14 protein-coding genes are annotated in these 14056 nt (G+C 72.1%); 7 read left to right on the top strand and 7 right to left on the bottom strand.

From position 1 onward, the window contains the following. Nucleotides 1-12: 12 nt before the first annotated feature. Nucleotides 13-1026: a BtrH N-terminal domain-containing protein gene (locus J7I97_RS32955; RefSeq protein ID WP_214942555.1), complete on the bottom strand. Its 1014-nt coding sequence runs from the start codon at nucleotides 1024-1026 to the stop codon at nucleotides 13-15. A gap of 147 nt (nucleotides 1027-1173) precedes the next feature. On the opposite strand from J7I97_RS32955, the gene J7I97_RS32950 reads away from it, so the two are divergent. The 5 genes from J7I97_RS32950 (at nucleotide 1174) to J7I97_RS32930 (ending at nucleotide 5625) form a co-directional block, all read left to right on the top strand. After that, nucleotides 1174-1527 carry a DUF1304 domain-containing protein gene (locus J7I97_RS32950; protein WP_214942552.1) on the top strand — a complete coding sequence of 118 codons (354 nt, stop codon included), beginning with the start codon at nucleotides 1174-1176 and terminating at the stop codon, nucleotides 1525-1527. Beyond that, the gene (locus tag J7I97_RS32945; RefSeq protein ID WP_251059395.1) at nucleotides 1524-2183 is read left to right on the top strand and encodes a TetR/AcrR family transcriptional regulator; all 660 of its coding nucleotides are present in this window, start codon (nucleotides 1524-1526) and stop codon (nucleotides 2181-2183) included. The genes J7I97_RS32950 and J7I97_RS32945 overlap by 4 nt, the downstream gene beginning before the upstream one ends. 190 nt (nucleotides 2184-2373) lie before the next feature. Further along, a complete protein-coding gene (locus tag J7I97_RS32940) occupies nucleotides 2374-2718 on the top strand; it encodes a hypothetical protein (protein ID WP_214942549.1) in 345 nt (114 codons plus the stop codon). A 48-nt stretch (nucleotides 2719-2766) separates the two neighbouring features. Next, the gene (locus J7I97_RS32935) at nucleotides 2767-3513 is read left to right on the top strand and encodes an AAA family ATPase (RefSeq protein WP_214942546.1); all 747 of its coding nucleotides are present in this window, start codon (nucleotides 2767-2769) and stop codon (nucleotides 3511-3513) included. A 3-nt stretch (nucleotides 3514-3516) separates the two neighbouring features. Next, entirely contained in the window at nucleotides 3517-5625 is a 2109-nt protein-coding gene (locus tag J7I97_RS32930; RefSeq protein ID WP_214942543.1) for a hypothetical protein, read from the top strand. Between the two features lie 74 nt (nucleotides 5626-5699). Here J7I97_RS32930 and J7I97_RS32925 read toward each other — a convergent pair whose 3' ends face one another. Next, nucleotides 5700-5903 (bottom strand): cold-shock protein, encoded by a 204-nt coding sequence (locus J7I97_RS32925; protein WP_214942540.1) that lies wholly within the window; start codon nucleotides 5901-5903, stop codon nucleotides 5700-5702. A gap of 699 nt (nucleotides 5904-6602) precedes the next feature. Between J7I97_RS32925 and J7I97_RS32915 the strand changes: the two genes are divergently transcribed. Beyond that, entirely contained in the window at nucleotides 6603-7097 is a 495-nt protein-coding gene (locus J7I97_RS32915) for a MarR family winged helix-turn-helix transcriptional regulator (protein WP_214942537.1), read from the top strand. A gap of 178 nt (nucleotides 7098-7275) precedes the next feature. Continuing rightward, nucleotides 7276-8775, top strand: coding sequence for a DEAD/DEAH box helicase (locus J7I97_RS32910; RefSeq protein ID WP_214942534.1), 1500 nt, complete (start codon nucleotides 7276-7278; stop codon nucleotides 8773-8775). Between the two features lie 62 nt (nucleotides 8776-8837). Here J7I97_RS32910 and J7I97_RS32905 read toward each other — a convergent pair whose 3' ends face one another. From J7I97_RS32905 to J7I97_RS32885, 5 genes are all read right to left on the bottom strand, one after another. Continuing rightward, nucleotides 8838-9803 carry a class I SAM-dependent methyltransferase gene (locus J7I97_RS32905; protein WP_214942531.1) on the bottom strand — a complete coding sequence of 322 codons (966 nt, stop codon included), beginning with the start codon at nucleotides 9801-9803 and terminating at the stop codon, nucleotides 8838-8840. A 327-nt stretch (nucleotides 9804-10130) separates the two neighbouring features. Next, on the bottom strand, nucleotides 10131-10604 hold the full coding sequence (locus tag J7I97_RS32900) for a hypothetical protein (RefSeq protein WP_214942528.1): 474 nt from the start codon (nucleotides 10602-10604) through the stop codon (nucleotides 10131-10133). Between the two features lie 154 nt (nucleotides 10605-10758). After that, a complete protein-coding gene (locus J7I97_RS32895; RefSeq protein ID WP_214942526.1) occupies nucleotides 10759-11289 on the bottom strand; it encodes an SRPBCC family protein in 531 nt (176 codons plus the stop codon). 95 nt (nucleotides 11290-11384) lie between these two features. Next, a complete protein-coding gene (locus J7I97_RS32890) occupies nucleotides 11385-12011 on the bottom strand; it encodes a hypothetical protein (RefSeq protein ID WP_214942523.1) in 627 nt (208 codons plus the stop codon). 51 nt (nucleotides 12012-12062) lie between these two features. Next, nucleotides 12063-13136 (bottom strand): NUDIX domain-containing protein, encoded by a 1074-nt coding sequence (locus J7I97_RS32885; protein ID WP_251051049.1) that lies wholly within the window; start codon nucleotides 13134-13136, stop codon nucleotides 12063-12065. Between the last annotated feature and the right edge of the window lie 920 nt (nucleotides 13137-14056).

Below are 14056 nucleotides of genomic sequence, written 5' to 3'. Positions count from 1 at the left end.
GCGCGTCGGTCGTCAGCCGGTCAACAGGGCGACGGCCTGCCGCTCCAGGGCCAGCGAGCGGTCCACCAGCCCGGCGCATTCGTCGAAGAGCGCGCGCCGCCCAGCCGCGTCGGTGTCCGGATCGGCCGTACGGGCCAGGGCGGCGAGCCTCGACCAGTGCCGGGCGGAGTCCCGGAAGAGCCCGGCCGCCTCCGGCCGCCCGGCGAGGTCGAGGAAGTCGGCGTACAGCGGCCGGGTGGCACCGGGGGCGGTCCACTCCTCCTCCAGGCACGCGTACAGTCGCCCGGTGCCCACGCGGAAGGCCTCGGCGGAGCCGAACCGCCGCTCCCAGCCGGTCTTGGTCCGGGTGTCGCGCAGCTGGGCGGCGAGCTTCTCCATGCCGGAGAACCCGAAGTTGACGTCGAACTTGTTCCCCAGCACCGGCCCGGTGAGGCGGGCGGCGGTTTCGGCGACGGCCGCGTCGAGATCGGGCTCGGCCGCGGCCGGACCGGTGGGGACGATCATCTGGTGGTGGCCCTTGCGGTGCCCGGTCCAGGCGGCCCCGAACTCCTCCAGGCCGATCGCGTACGGGGTGTTGGCCTCGTCCTCCACGTACAAGGTGTCCCCTTCGTAGCCGGCCACGACCACGGTGTACGGGTCGGCGGCGGCCAGCTCGGGACTGGCGGCGGCGCCGTGCCAGGGCAGCCCGGACCGGTTGACGGTGCAGAACACCGGCCACCCGGCATCCAGGGCGGCGCGCACCCGTCCCCAGCGGGGTTTGGCGCTGCGCGTGGCCTCGTACGGGACGTGCAGCCTGCCGAGTGCGGTCTGGACCCAGGGGTGCGGGTGGGCCTGCGCGACGATCGTGGGCATCGGCGGCCGGCCCGCGTACTCGAAGACGAAGTACATGAAGCCGATCCCGCCGGCGAGGCCCGCGACCAGCACCTCGTCGTGCACGCTGCCGAGGGCGTGCCGGATCAGCGAGCTCTCGTGGTGCCGGCCGATGCCGAAGTCCCCGTAGACGAGGTGGGGTACGTGCTCGGTCATCGTCGATCCTCCCGGGGCGGGGAGCCAGCATAGCCGGGGTCTCTCGCGAGGTACTTCCTGTACAGTTGTCCAGGAAGTCGAAAGGCGTCGAGGCATGGAGGCATCGAGAACGTCTAGGAAATCCAGCCCGCGAGAGTGGAGATCACCGTGCACACGGTCGCTCAGGTCCTCATCGGCGCAGTCGCCGCCCTGCACGCATATTTCCTGGTCCTGGAGATGTTCCTCTGGCAGCGGCCGCCGGGCCGCGCGCTGTCGGGCTTCGACGCGGACACCGCCCGCGCCACCGCTGCGCTCGCCGCCAACCAGGGCCTCTACAACGGCTTCCTGGCCGCCGGACTGGTGTGGTCGCTGGTCATCGATTCGCTCGCCACCCAGATCTTCTTCCTCGTGTGCGTGATCGTCGCGGGGGTGTACGGGGCCGCCACCGCGAACCGGCGGATCCTCATCGCCCAGGCGCTGCCCGGCGCACTCGCCCTCGGCGCGGCACTGCTGGCGGCATGAACCCGCAGGACAGGCGCCCTGAACCGCGCCCCGACCCACTTTTCGACCCGCCGAACGACGCCCGGACCGACGTCCCGAACGACGCCCCGAACGACGCCCGGACCGACCCGCGGACCGCCCGCACCAAGGCACGCCTGCGCGAAAGCCTGCTCGCCGAGTGCGCGGACCGCCCGCTCGGCGAGGTCAGCGTCTCGGCGGTGGTCCGCCGGGCCAGGGTCGGCCGGGCCACGTTCTACCTGCACTACGAGGACCTCCCCGCGCTCGCCGTGGACGCCTGCGCCGATGTCGTACACGCGGCGGTCGACGCCCTGCACGCCTGGCAGACGGACCCGGCGGCGCTTCCACCGGCCCGCCCCCCGGCGGCGCTGGCCGGTTTCCTCGCGGGCGCCGCCGAACACGGCACCCTCTACCGCACCCTGCTCCTCCCGGGCGGCGGCGGCCCGCTCGGCGACCGTCTCCACCGCGAACTGCGGGCCCGCGCCCGCGCCGAGCGCGCGGCGGGGGGTGCCCCGCACCCCGACCTCGTCGGCTCGGCGGTGGCCGCCACCTTCACCGGTGTCCTGGCGGACTGGCTGCACGGCCGGATCCCGGTGACGGACCCCGCCGAGCTCGCGGACCGGCTCTGGTCCCTGCTCCTGGCCCTCCACCGCGCATAGTGGGTGTCCGGCGGATCAGGGTCGGACACCCCCTAGGGACCCGACCTCCCGATCGCACCAATCGCACCAGTGGCCACACCCGAAACACCCACACTTCCCCGGCAATTGGCCTGAATGCATCGCTGCCCGGAATCACGCTCTCCGGGCCGTGCCATCATTCGGCGCAATCGGACCGGCACAGGGGGAAAGCATGGCCGTCGAGAACTGGCAGCAGGTCGGCGTGGTCGCGGTCGTCGTGCTGGCGCTGGGCTTCGGCCTGTGGGTCATGCGGAACCGGATCAAGAAGATCAGGGTGCGTCCGTGGAGCGCCGTCGTCGAGACGACCGAGGACACGGAACCCAGCGAGCAGGTCTTGCATCTGAGGCGGTCCAAGGTCCTGAAGTCCCTGCTCAACACGATCAGGGGCACCAAGATCGGACTCGTGGACTCGAAGATCGAGAAGAGCACGATCGTCGTCCGCGGCGAGAACGACCCCAATCCCGATCCGGGCACCGGACCCGGCGGACTCCCGACCGGCGGATCGGGCCAGGGCTGACCCGGCCGCAATCGCGAGGGGACTTCCCGGGGGGGCACAGTCATGCACGTGGACCGCGTCGAGCAGCTGACCCGCGCTGCCCGCACAATCAGCGAGGGCACGCCGCACCGGGCGCTGTTCTTCGAGGGCGAGGAGGGGATCGGCAAGACCGCCCTGCTCGAGGAGATGCACCGCCGGCACGGTGACAGCACGGTTTGCTACGTCGACCTCGGCACGTCATGGGCCGAGTCCGACGTACTGGACGCGATAGCCCGCCAGGCGTCCAGGCAGGGCGTGCCCATGGACTCCTTCCGGGCACTCAGGCAACGCTACGGCGAGCTGCCGTCCGTGAACCTCCACGGCGCGTCGATGAACCGGTCGCACCTCGAAATCGCCCTCAGCGTCAATTCGGACCGGAAGACCCAGAATTCGGCGCTGTGCGATGAACTGGTGGCGCTGCTGGGCGAGTCGGCGCCCCCAGGCGGACTCGGCCCGATCGTGCTACTGGACAGCTTCGACCGGTGCGAGGCCCCGATGCAGGGGTGGATCACCAGCGGCTTCCTCCCGGACCTGCTGAGTACCGGCCGGATCAGCGTGTTCCTCGCCGGGGTGCGCGTCCCGAGCCTCTCCTACCCCGAGTCCACCGTCACCGAGACGCTCATCCTGCCTCCGTTCGACACCGCAACCGTTCAGGAGTGGATCGATCTGGCCGGCATCGAACGGTTGAAGGGGTCGGCCGACATCGTGTGCACCGGGACGGCCGGACTGCCCTCCGCGATCAAGGAATTCCTGGCCCACTTCACGGGGGAGTGCTGACTCATGGACACGGACCTCGTGCTCCGCCACATTCGCGCCGCTTTCGCGGAACTGCCGCCGCCCCGGCGCCAATTGCTCGAACACCTCTGCGTCTACAGGTGGTTCGATCCGGACATCGTGGAGTACACCGCCGGCGCGCTCGGCGTCCCCGCCGACACCGGCCTGCTGGTGCGGCTGCCCATGATCGAGGCGCGTCCGATAGCGCGTCCGATCACACATGCGGAGGAGTTCCGGCTGCGGCCCCTGCTGCGGAAGGACCTGATCGACCGGCTTCGCGAGGCGCCGGTCGAGACCTTCAGACGCGCGCACCGGCTGGCCGCCGCGTACTACCACGAGTCGATCGACCCGTTCGACACGTCGAAGATCGGCTGCCATGTGGCGCAGGTCCACCACCTGGCCCACTCCAATCCCGGCGGCGCCCTGACCCGGCTGGCCGCCTTCTCCCACACGGCCCTGCTCGCCGGTCATCCCGAGGCCGCGAGCCGGGCGGCCGCGGAGGCGCTCAAGGCCGGGACGGACGCCCGGGAACTGGACTCCCTGGCGGAGGTCGTGAGGTGCGTCGCGCTGATCCTGGCCGCTCCGTCGGGGGAGGTCGAAGACAGCGTGATCGTGCACCTGGACGGGCTCCTGACCGGATCCCGGCGGCCCCGCGACCCCGCCGCCTCGCGCATCACCCGGCTCGGCCGCGACCTGGTCACGTACTACGGCGAGCGGCTGGCGCCGGCCCCGACCCTGAGCTCGGTGGTGGCCCCGCCGGGGGTACGGGCCGTGGCCCGAAGGGGCATGCTGGAGACTCCCGAGAGCCTGTCCATCGCGGAGGAGTTCGCGCATTTCCCGCACATCGTGGTGAGCCGCAACCACGTGGCGGAGCTGGCCGGCCGGCACAAAGCGGTCCACTCCATCAAGTCGCAGCTGTACGCCCAGGACACCGGCGCCCCGAACACCCGCACGGTGATCGACCTCTTCCCCTGGGACGCCGGCAACGTGCTGGACCGGCTCGACGTCAGGGACGCGAACGGCGGGGCGGTGACCTCGTTCAAGTGGATCCAGGTGCAGGCGTCCATCGCCGACGCCGTCTCGTTCTGGCTCTCGGGCGACGACGACCGCGACAACGACCGCGAGGGAGGCCGCGGCGAGGTCGTCGCCGTGCACCGGGAGCTCTCTCATTCCCTCAGGTCCGCCCTGCACAACCGGCAGTTCGAAACCGTGGGGGCGCTTCTCGAACGGGCGACGGAGGCCACGGAGGGCGACGTGAGCGACCGCATCCACGCGGCGACCCGCTACCTCCCGCTGGTCGCCGAGCTGGACACCGGCTACGGCCCCGCCCAGACGCTGCAGTACAGCTACGACGGCGGGTGCGCGCTGCAGCGCCAGGGCCTGATCGGCGTCGCCGCGGAGCTGGAACTCATCCTGCCGACCGAGGCCCGCAACCAACTGAGTGTGCCGACCCCCGAGGGCGTCGAGCTGGCCGGTATCGCCATCAGCGGTGAGGTCGAGGTGGTGCTGGAACCGGACATCGGCCCGCCCGGCTGGCAGAACGAGACCAGGCAGGGGCTTCCGGAGCAGTTCTTCGTGCGCTTCCCGCAGCTGGAGGGCGACGACGGACCCGCCTTCCTGTCGTCCCACCGGGTCGTCCGGTCCGTCCTGCACCTGCACTACGTCCCACGCCGCAAGGACATCCGCCGGGTGGGCCGGGTCAATCTGGTGTGCCTGATCGTCTGCCTTCTCGCGGCATTCCTGCCCTACTTCGTGGACCAGCGCATCTGGTCCAGCGTGATCCCCGTGCTGGCCACCTTCTCGGTCCTGCTGGATTCGCTCTTCCAGAACCGCCGATCGCATCCGTTCGGCGTGAACGAGGAAGTCCACTCGTACGCGATCCGCCGACTCAACGTGATCTACGGGATCAACCTGTTCGCGGCCCTGATCGCGACCTCCGCCGCCCAGGTGAACGAGTACGCGGTGTTCCTGTGGCTCTCCACCCCGGCCCTCGTCACCTGCTTCGCGACCAGCCTCGTACTGCTCGCCTTCGCGAGCCGGCGCAAGGGTCTGCTGCTGGAGGCGGCCGCCGACATGGAGGCCCTCGGCGCGGGTCGCGGGGCGGACGCGCGCTGAGACGCGCCACACGTGTGCGCCCCGCCGGGAGGACCGGCGGGGCGCACGTCACGGGTGGTACTCGTGAAGCGGCGTCAGCGGGTGACCACCTGCTCCGCCTGGGGGCCCTTGGGGCCCTGGGTGACCGAGTACTCGACCTTCTGGCCTTCGGCCAGCTCCTTGAACCCGGTCGTCTGGATGGCGGAGAAGTGCACGAACACGTCCGGGCCGCCGTCGTCCTGCTGGATGAATCCGAAGCCCTTTTCCGCGTTGAACCACTTCACGATGCCTGTAGCCATCAGTACTGATCCTTCTCAACGTTCCACTGCGGGCCGCACACGCGGCCGTTCCGATAGTGCCCAACGACCACCCGCACCACACGCCAAGCGCGGCCATCCGGGGTCCTTCGAACTTATGGCCGTCCTGTCCGTGAAAAGAGGGAGCAGCGCCTTCGAGAGGGGGACGGAAATGAGCGGGTTCACGACGTTCCAGGTACCGGACCGGGTGGACGATCACCCCCAATCTGCCGGGCGGGCTCGGTCTGCCGTGCCACGGCCCGGTGCCCTGGCCCGACGACTCCTACCGCGGGGCCGACCCGCGAGGGCTGGCACCACATGCGGGTCCTGCGCTTCCCGGCCGGCTCGCGGACGACGGAACGCGGGATCGGTGCGCATACGGACTACGGGCTACTGGTGATCGCCGCGCAGGACGAGGTGGGCGGGCTGCACGCTGGCCTACTTCCACGAGCCGCGCTTCGGCGCCCGGATCCGTCCGCTGCGGCCCCTCCCCGACGACGATTCGGTCATCCACTACGGGGAGCACTTCACCCGGATGTTCATGCGCTGCTGTGGTTCCGGTCCAGCCGGCCACCGTGTGGCCGAGGTCGACGTCGCCGTGCGCGCTCATGATTCTCCCGGTGGGGGAAGGCAGCAGTAGGCTCGGAGCAAGGAAAGTTTTATCTCACGAGCTAAGTTACTTAGATGCTAAGGAGTATCTGCGTGCAGGGCCAGCCCCGCCCCGCGGCCACGGTCGAGGAGACGATCTCGCGCATGGACCGGTACGTGGCCCTCGGCCTCTTCGGCCAGCAGGAGGTGGCGCAACTGCTCGGGCTGAACGTCACGGATCTGACCTGTCTCGGCCACATCCTGGGCGCCGGGGACACCCCGCTCGCCGCCGGCGACCTCGCCGGCCTGACCAACCTCACCACCGGGGCCGTCACCGGAGTCCTGAACCGCCTGGAACGCGCCGGTTACGCGCACCGGCAGCCGGACCCGTCCGACCGGCGCCGGGTCAGGGTGGTGGCCGATCCGACGGCCGCCGCGCACATCATCGCCGTGTACGAGCCCTTCTACGCACGGCTCGGCGCCGTGTTCGCCGAGTACTCCCCCGACGAGATCGCCGTCATCGCCGACTGGTTCGGGCGCGCGACGGTCGAGATGCGCGCCCATCTCGCCCAGGTGCGCGCCGGAGAGCTGGGGCTCGCCGCGCCCTAGTCTCCGACTGGTAAAATGGGCTGGAAACTTGAAGCGCGGGGCGCTTTCGCCGGTGCGGACGCGCCACCGGACAGCACGACGAGCCGGGGCCCGTACCGAGGGGTACGGACCCCGGCTCGTTGCCGTTCACCTTCCCGCACTCGCACTCCGCACTTGCTCTCCTCACGGAAGGTTCTGCATGAAGAACCCGTCAGCTCATGGGCGTTTCGGCATCAAGGCCGGAGCGAAGGCAGGCAGCAAGCCGGGCGCCAAGGGCTCCGGCAAGGCGCCCCGGACCCTGGGGCCGCAGGGTGAGTTCGCGATGCCCGCGACCGTCACCCCGGCGCTGCCCCCCGTGGGGTCGTTCGCCGAGCTCGACCTGCCCCTTGAGCTGGTGAAGACACTGGCCGACCAGGAGGTGCGGGAGCCCTTCCCGATCCAGGCGGCCACCCTGCCGAACTCTCTGGCCGGCCGGGACATCCTCGGCCGCGGCCGGACCGGCTCCGGCAAGACCCTCGCCTTCGGTCTGGCCCTGCTGGCGCGTACCGCGGGGCAGCAGGCGGACCCGAAGCGGCCGCTCGCGCTGATCCTCGTACCGACGCGCGAGCTGGCGCAGCAGGTGACCGAGGCGCTGACCCCGTACGCGCAGGCCGTGAAGCTGCGGATGGCCACGGTTGTCGGCGGGCTGTCGATCGGCAAGCAGACGGGCGCGCTGCGCACCGGCGTCGAGGTCGTGGTGGCCACGCCCGGGCGGCTCAGCGACCTGGTCGGGCGGCGCGACGTACACCTGGAGCGCGTGAAGATCACGGTGCTCGACGAGGCCGACCAGATGTGCGACCTGGGGTTCATGCCGCAGGTCACGGAGATCCTGGACCAGGTGCACCACGCCGGGCAGCGGATGCTGTTCTCGGCCACCCTGGACCGCAACGTGGACCAGCTGGTGCGCCGGTACCTGAAGGACCCGGTCTCCCACTCGGTGGACCCGCAGTCGGCCACGGTGTCCACGATGGACCACCACGTGCTGCACATCCACGCGGCCGACAAGTACTCGGCGGCGACGGAGATCGCGGCCCGCGAGGGCCGGGTGCTGATGTTCCTGGACACCAAGCACGGCGTCGACCAGTTCGTGAAGCACCTGCGGGCCATGGGCGTACGGGCAGAGGGGCTGCACAGCGGCAAGTCGCAGCCGCAGCGCACCCGCACCCTCGGGCAGTTCAAAGGCGGCCTGATCACGGTCCTGGTCGCAACGAACGTCGCCGCGCGCGGCATCCACATCGACGACCTCGACCTCGTCGTCAACGTGGACCCGCCGGCCGACAGCAAGGACTACCTGCACCGGGGCGGGCGCACCGCCCGGGCCGGCGAGTCCGGCAAGGTCGTCACGCTGGTCACCCCGAACCAGCGCCGCGACATCGTGCGCCTGATGTCCGACGCCCGGATCCGGCCGACCATCACGCAGGTCCGCTCCGGCGAGGCGGCGCTGAGCCGGATCACCGGCGCGAAGGCCCCGTCCGGGGTGCCGCTGGCCGGCGCCGCGCCGACCGACGCCAAGGGCAGGCCCTCCGGGTCGGACCTCGGCTTCCGCGGGATCGGCACCCGCCCTGGGCGGCCGGGCAAGGGCAAGGAGTCCCGTAAGACCATCGAGGCCCGGCAGGCCGCCGAGGCCCGCCGCGCGGCCCGGGTCCGCAAGGGCCTGTAACGACACGACGGCGCCGGCCCCCGGGAGTGGGGGCCGGCGCCGTGTGCGTTGTTCCTCCCGGCTCAGCGGCGGCGCTTGCGCCGGGCCACGATCGCGCGGGTGAGGAGCGGCGGGAGCAGGTCCTTGGCCAGTGCGCGCCAGCCGGCCGTGGGCTTGCGCGCGGGCGGCGGCGAGACTCGCGCCGAGGCAGTGGCCGGGGCCGAGGCCGGAGCCGGGGCGGTGGCGGTGGCGGGGGCAGGGACCGCCGCGGCGGGTGCGGGGGCGGCGGGGTGCAGCGGCTTCGGCGGCTCGGGCGCGGCGAAGCCCTTGTCGCCGATGCGGACCAGCGGGCGGCCTGCCACCGTCTCCACGCCGTGCCACACTCCCTCGCGACTCTCCAGCCAGGTGCGCAGCTCCGACTGGAGGGGCTCCGGGTCGTCCCAGGTCGCGTAGAGCTTCATCTGCGAGATGCAGATGACGTGCAGGTCACCCGAGGCCACGGCGCCCCAGACGGCGGCGGCGACGCCGGGGCAGTGCCAGGCGCGGTAGTCGTCGAAGACCACGACGGCGCCGGGGGCCGCGACGAGCCGCGAGGTCTTGACGTCCTCGGCGACGTGCTCGTAGAGGTGGGAGGCGTCGACGTGCACGAACCGGCAGCTCGCCGCGCGCACCTTGTCGGCCACTACGGAGGTCGGGGCCTGGATGACCGTCGGCAGCGCCTCGTGGAAGGCCTGGTAGTTCGCCTCGAAGGCACGCCGGGTGAGCGTGGAGTACGAGCCCTGCATCTCGGCGAGGTTGGCGTCGTCGGGCGCGGCGGAGTCGAAGAGGTCACAGACCGTGAACTCCTCGCCGTCCCTGAGGTACTGGCCGAGGAAGATCGCGCTCTTCCCCATGTACGCGCCGAGCTCCAGCAGGTCGCCCCGCTGGTCAGCGTCACGGTTCTGGCGGGTCAGAAACCATTCGAAGAGCGCCTGGTCATACGCCGAGAACCAGCCCTTGACCTCGCCGAACGCCGTGGGAACCGGCGGGGCGGGAGTGGGGACGGACACGGGTGAAGCCTGCGACACGGAGAGTCCTCCTCGAGCGGAGTGGCATTGGATCAACACGGATCACCGGCCAGGTACGCAGACCATAAACCCCCGAATGGGCGCGTGACGACGTTCGTCGGTAGCCCCGGCGGAATCACACTCACCGTTATCCTGCGGGACACCTTTTCGCAGCTTGGGCGTTCTCCCGGCGACAGGAAGAGGGCGGGACGCGGGCCGTGAGGAGGGCCGACTCGCAGGCCGCGATGCGCAGTTGGCCGACCCGGGCATCGGCCCGGGCATCGGCCCGGGCATCGGGCGTCGGCCGGAGGTTCGCGTCCCGCCTCGTCCTCAGACCATGGAGCGCCTGAGCAGCCGCTGTGCGGCGGCGTTGCGGGCGCGGCGGGTGCGGGCGGACGCGGCGAGCAGGCTGAGGGCCTCGTGCGAAGTCCGCGACGACTGGACCGCGGTGCGCTGGCACCAGTCGGAGGCGTCGGTGAGCTCTCGCGCCGACCACGGTTCGCCGCGTGTGATGGACTTGAGCAGGGTCCACTCGCGCAGCCGCCGCACCGGGAAGGCCCGGTCGTCGAGCACGGCGGCCATGGCCCGGGCCCAGCCGGGGAACCGCTCGTCGGCCAGCAGCTGCGCGGCCCGGCGGTCCAGGTGGGTGACCACGGCGCTCTCGGCCATCACCGTGTCGGGGTCGCACAGCACCGCGGCCACCGCCCGGGCCTCCTCGGCCTCACCGGATGCGGCGGCCAGGCGATCGAGGTGCCGGGCGTAGCGCCAGTGGTCGGGCCCACTCGTCCCCTCGACCGGGTTCACGGGCCCGCCCCTGTGGTTATCTGGTTCTCACAACTCCCCATGCCTCCCATTCCACACGACCCGTTCGAACGGCCGGTGCCCAGGGTGCCGTCAGCGGGCAGGGGCCGTGGCCGCCGGGACCGACAGCGGGCCCGCCGCACCGCGCGGCCGGCGGTCAGCTCTCGTTCGCCTCGTAACCCCCGGGGCCCTGCTCCCTCTCGCGTTCCGCATCGGGCAGCGGGGCGCCGGTTTCCAGCAGGGTCTTCAGGCTGGAGGCGAGCATCGGCCAGGCCCGTCCGCACATGCCGATCAGGGTGCCGCCCGGTACGAAGTCCTCGTGGAGGATCGTCAGTCGCGTGAGCGTGTCGCCGATCGGCTCGATCTCGTACGTCACCTTCGTGCGCGGCTCCTTCTCCAGCTCGGCCCGCAGCTCCTCGCCGACCCCGACGGAGGCCGCCCACTGCGGGGTGAAGGTGTGCCAGGTGTAGGAGAGGCGGCGGTTCGGGATGCAGTCGAGGACCACCTGCGCCGGATCGCTGGTGCGGGCCCCGCGCTCCACCCAGGCCATGGGCGAGCCCACCGCCCAGTCCGTCTCGAAGCTCAGGCCCCAGTACCTGCGGGTGAAGGCGGGCTCGGTGAGGGCCTGCCAGACCCGGTAGGGGTCGGCCTGGATGTAGAGGGTGTAGGTGATCGCACTGTCGCTCATGGGCCCATGCTGCGGGACCGCGGACCCCGGACCGGGTATTTGGGCTGGGGTTTTCCCCGGCCGGTGCCGGTGGGCCGCGGCTGCCGTGGCGGCCGTCAGGAGAGGTGGGCCACGACCGCGCACAGCCCGAGGCCTCCCGCGGCGGCGGTCCGCCAGACCCGCAGGGGGCCGTCGACGACGCTCTCCTCACGGTCGCCGTAGTCCAGCCAGTCCTGGTCGTCCACGCGGGCCCGCTCCTCCGAAGAGAAGGTCAGCGCCCGCTCCACGTCCGGCAGCGCCCGGCGGACCTCGGCGGCGGTGAGGAGCACGTTGCCGCACCAACCGGGGAGCAGGGCGGCCCGGTCCGGCCCTATGGCGTGGAAGAGGGCGGTGACGGCGTACTCCTTCCGGTGGACGGAAACGAACATCCCCGCCGGGTCCGGCTGTCGCTCCCAGATGTCGTCGAAGATGTGGAAGGCGCGGTCGGTGACTCCGTCGCAGAGTTCGTCGACGTGGCCACCGGGCCGGGTCAGGTCCTCGAACGACCGGATCGCCTCGGTACGCGCCGGGTCGGTGTACCAGGTGCGGTAGTCCGGCAGCGGGGCGCGCGCCCAGGCCGCCCAGCGGCGGCGGGCCGCCGGGTCCGGCAGGTCGGCTTGGAGGGCCGGTCCGAGCCGGGGCGCGAGTTCCGCGATGACCGCGTCGTGGTGGGTGCTTATCGACCAAGTACTGGTGAATCCCATGCCGGTGACGCTAGCCGGGGCCACAGACAGCGCCCGCGCCCGGCCGGTTCCTCACCAGCTGATGCCCTCCTGCGGGAGCTCCGTGAGCGGGGTCCGGGTCGGGGTGGGGAGGGCGAGGTGGGCGCGGGCCGCGTGGACCGCGGCGAGTTCGTGCAGGCCTGCCGGGCCCCAGTCGCTGAGCTCCCGTACTTGCTCGGGCGTGGCCAGAAGGCGTGCGTACGCCGGGTCCGCGGCCGGGGACACCGCGGTGAGGCGAGCGGCGGCGCGGGCATGGACGCCCTGGTCCTCGGACCGGTAGCCGAGGGGCACCGCGCCGGCGGCGGGTTCGGCGGTGGGGTGCGGGAGGTGCACGGCGCCGGTGGCGCGGGCGATCAGGAGCAGGACCCGGCCGTCGGGGGCGAACATCCAGGCCGAGTGCTCCCGTACCGGCAGGTGGGCGGGGACGGGGCCGTGATGCCAGACACCGTGCTGCCGGACGCGGCGGGTGCGCAGGACGCCCAGCCGGTCGAGCGCGCTGGGGAGGACGGGGCGGCCGTCCTCCAGGAGGGCGGCGCCGGCGCCGTTGATACGGGCGCGCAGGGCGGACAGGGCGCGTCGGGCGTCGCCCGCGTCCATGAGGGCGGGCAGGTCGGCGGGTTCGGCGAAGTCGATGCCGGTGATCTCCTGGGCGGGCAGGCGGACGGCGTCGATCCGGTCCGGGCTCCAGGTGCCGCCGTCGTAGACGTACAGGATCTCGCCCGGGAAGCTCATCTCGGGCGGGATGCCGGGGGTCTCGGCGGGGATCCAGTCGACGGCGAGGCCGCGCGGGTAACGGCCGTCGACGCCGAGCTCCTCACGCACCTCGCGGGCGGCAGCGGCGGTCGGCGCCTCGCCCGCGTCCACGGCGCCGCCGGGCAGCAGCCGGTCAGGGCGGTAGTCGACGCTCTGGACGAGGACCCGGCCGTCGGTGTCGGTGACGAGGACGACGGCTCCGGTCCAGAGCGCGGCGCGCGAGGCGCCGTACTCGGCCGGCGTCATCCAGGTGCCGGTCGGCTGGGGGGCGTCGCGCCCGGCGTCGGACGCCCCTGGAGCGGTGTCTTCGGTCGCGGTGTCTTCGGTCGCGGCGTCGTCGGTCAGCTGCGGCATTGGAACTCCGTTCACCGTGGGTGGACCAGCCCGCTGTGCAACAGCGCGGGCGGGCCCCGGGTTACGGCGGTCCGGCTGCCGGGACCATCCCGCCCCGCTTTACCGTTCCCAAGCATCCTTATTACCTGGTTATGCCGCCCTTGCTACGGTCCACCCTGCGGACTGACGGCGTGAAACCCGTCGGTCCGACCAGATCCCTTGGCATGTCCGCGACGGTGCCGGGTCCCGCCCTTCGCGGGGGTGCCGGTGGTGCCCGGCGTGGGGGTGGCGCGGCGGATCCGGGCGAACAGCCCTTTGTGGCAGGGGCGTTGGAATCACCCGTCCGCGTGACAGCGTGTACACCTTGGGGCGTTGGGTGCGGCAGGGTGGGCGGATGCAGCTACGCCGGGCCTTGCCCCTGACTCTTGCCGTGCTGGTGACGACCGCCGGATGCGTGACCGTGCGGCCGCCGGAACCGCCGGGGCTGGGCCGGGCAGCCGTCCGGACGGCCCGGCCCCCTGAACCAGCCGTCGTGGCCTGGCCGTTGGGTGAACTGCCGTCGTCACCGTCACCGCTTCCACTGTCACCGCTTCCGCCGTCACCGCTTCCGCCGTCGCCGTCATCCTTGCCGCCGGCCGCTCCGGAGCAGGCTGCTGCGAAGCCTGCCGCTCCTCGGCATCCCGCTGACCGGCCGCGGCGGGCCGCGCCCGCCGGACCTGTCGGACCCGTCGGCCGGCCCAAGCCGCACAAGGCGGTTCGCCCGGCCCGGCCCGCCCCCGCCGCGAAGCCCCGCAAGCGCAAGCCCGTACCCCCGAAGTCCCGGCCCGCGCCGCGGCGTACGTTCGACATGGCTCCCCTGTGCACGGCGGCCCGGGGCACGCTCGACCCGGCCATCGTCGCCCTGTGCACGGGCCGCTACGGCGGCTAGTGCCGTGGCCGGA

The sequence above is a fragment of the Streptomyces sp. ISL-87 genome, assembly GCF_018614095.1.
In the GTDB taxonomy this organism is placed as follows: domain Bacteria; phylum Actinomycetota; class Actinomycetes; order Streptomycetales; family Streptomycetaceae; genus Streptomyces.
This window is presented reverse-complemented; position numbering and strand designations above follow the sequence as displayed.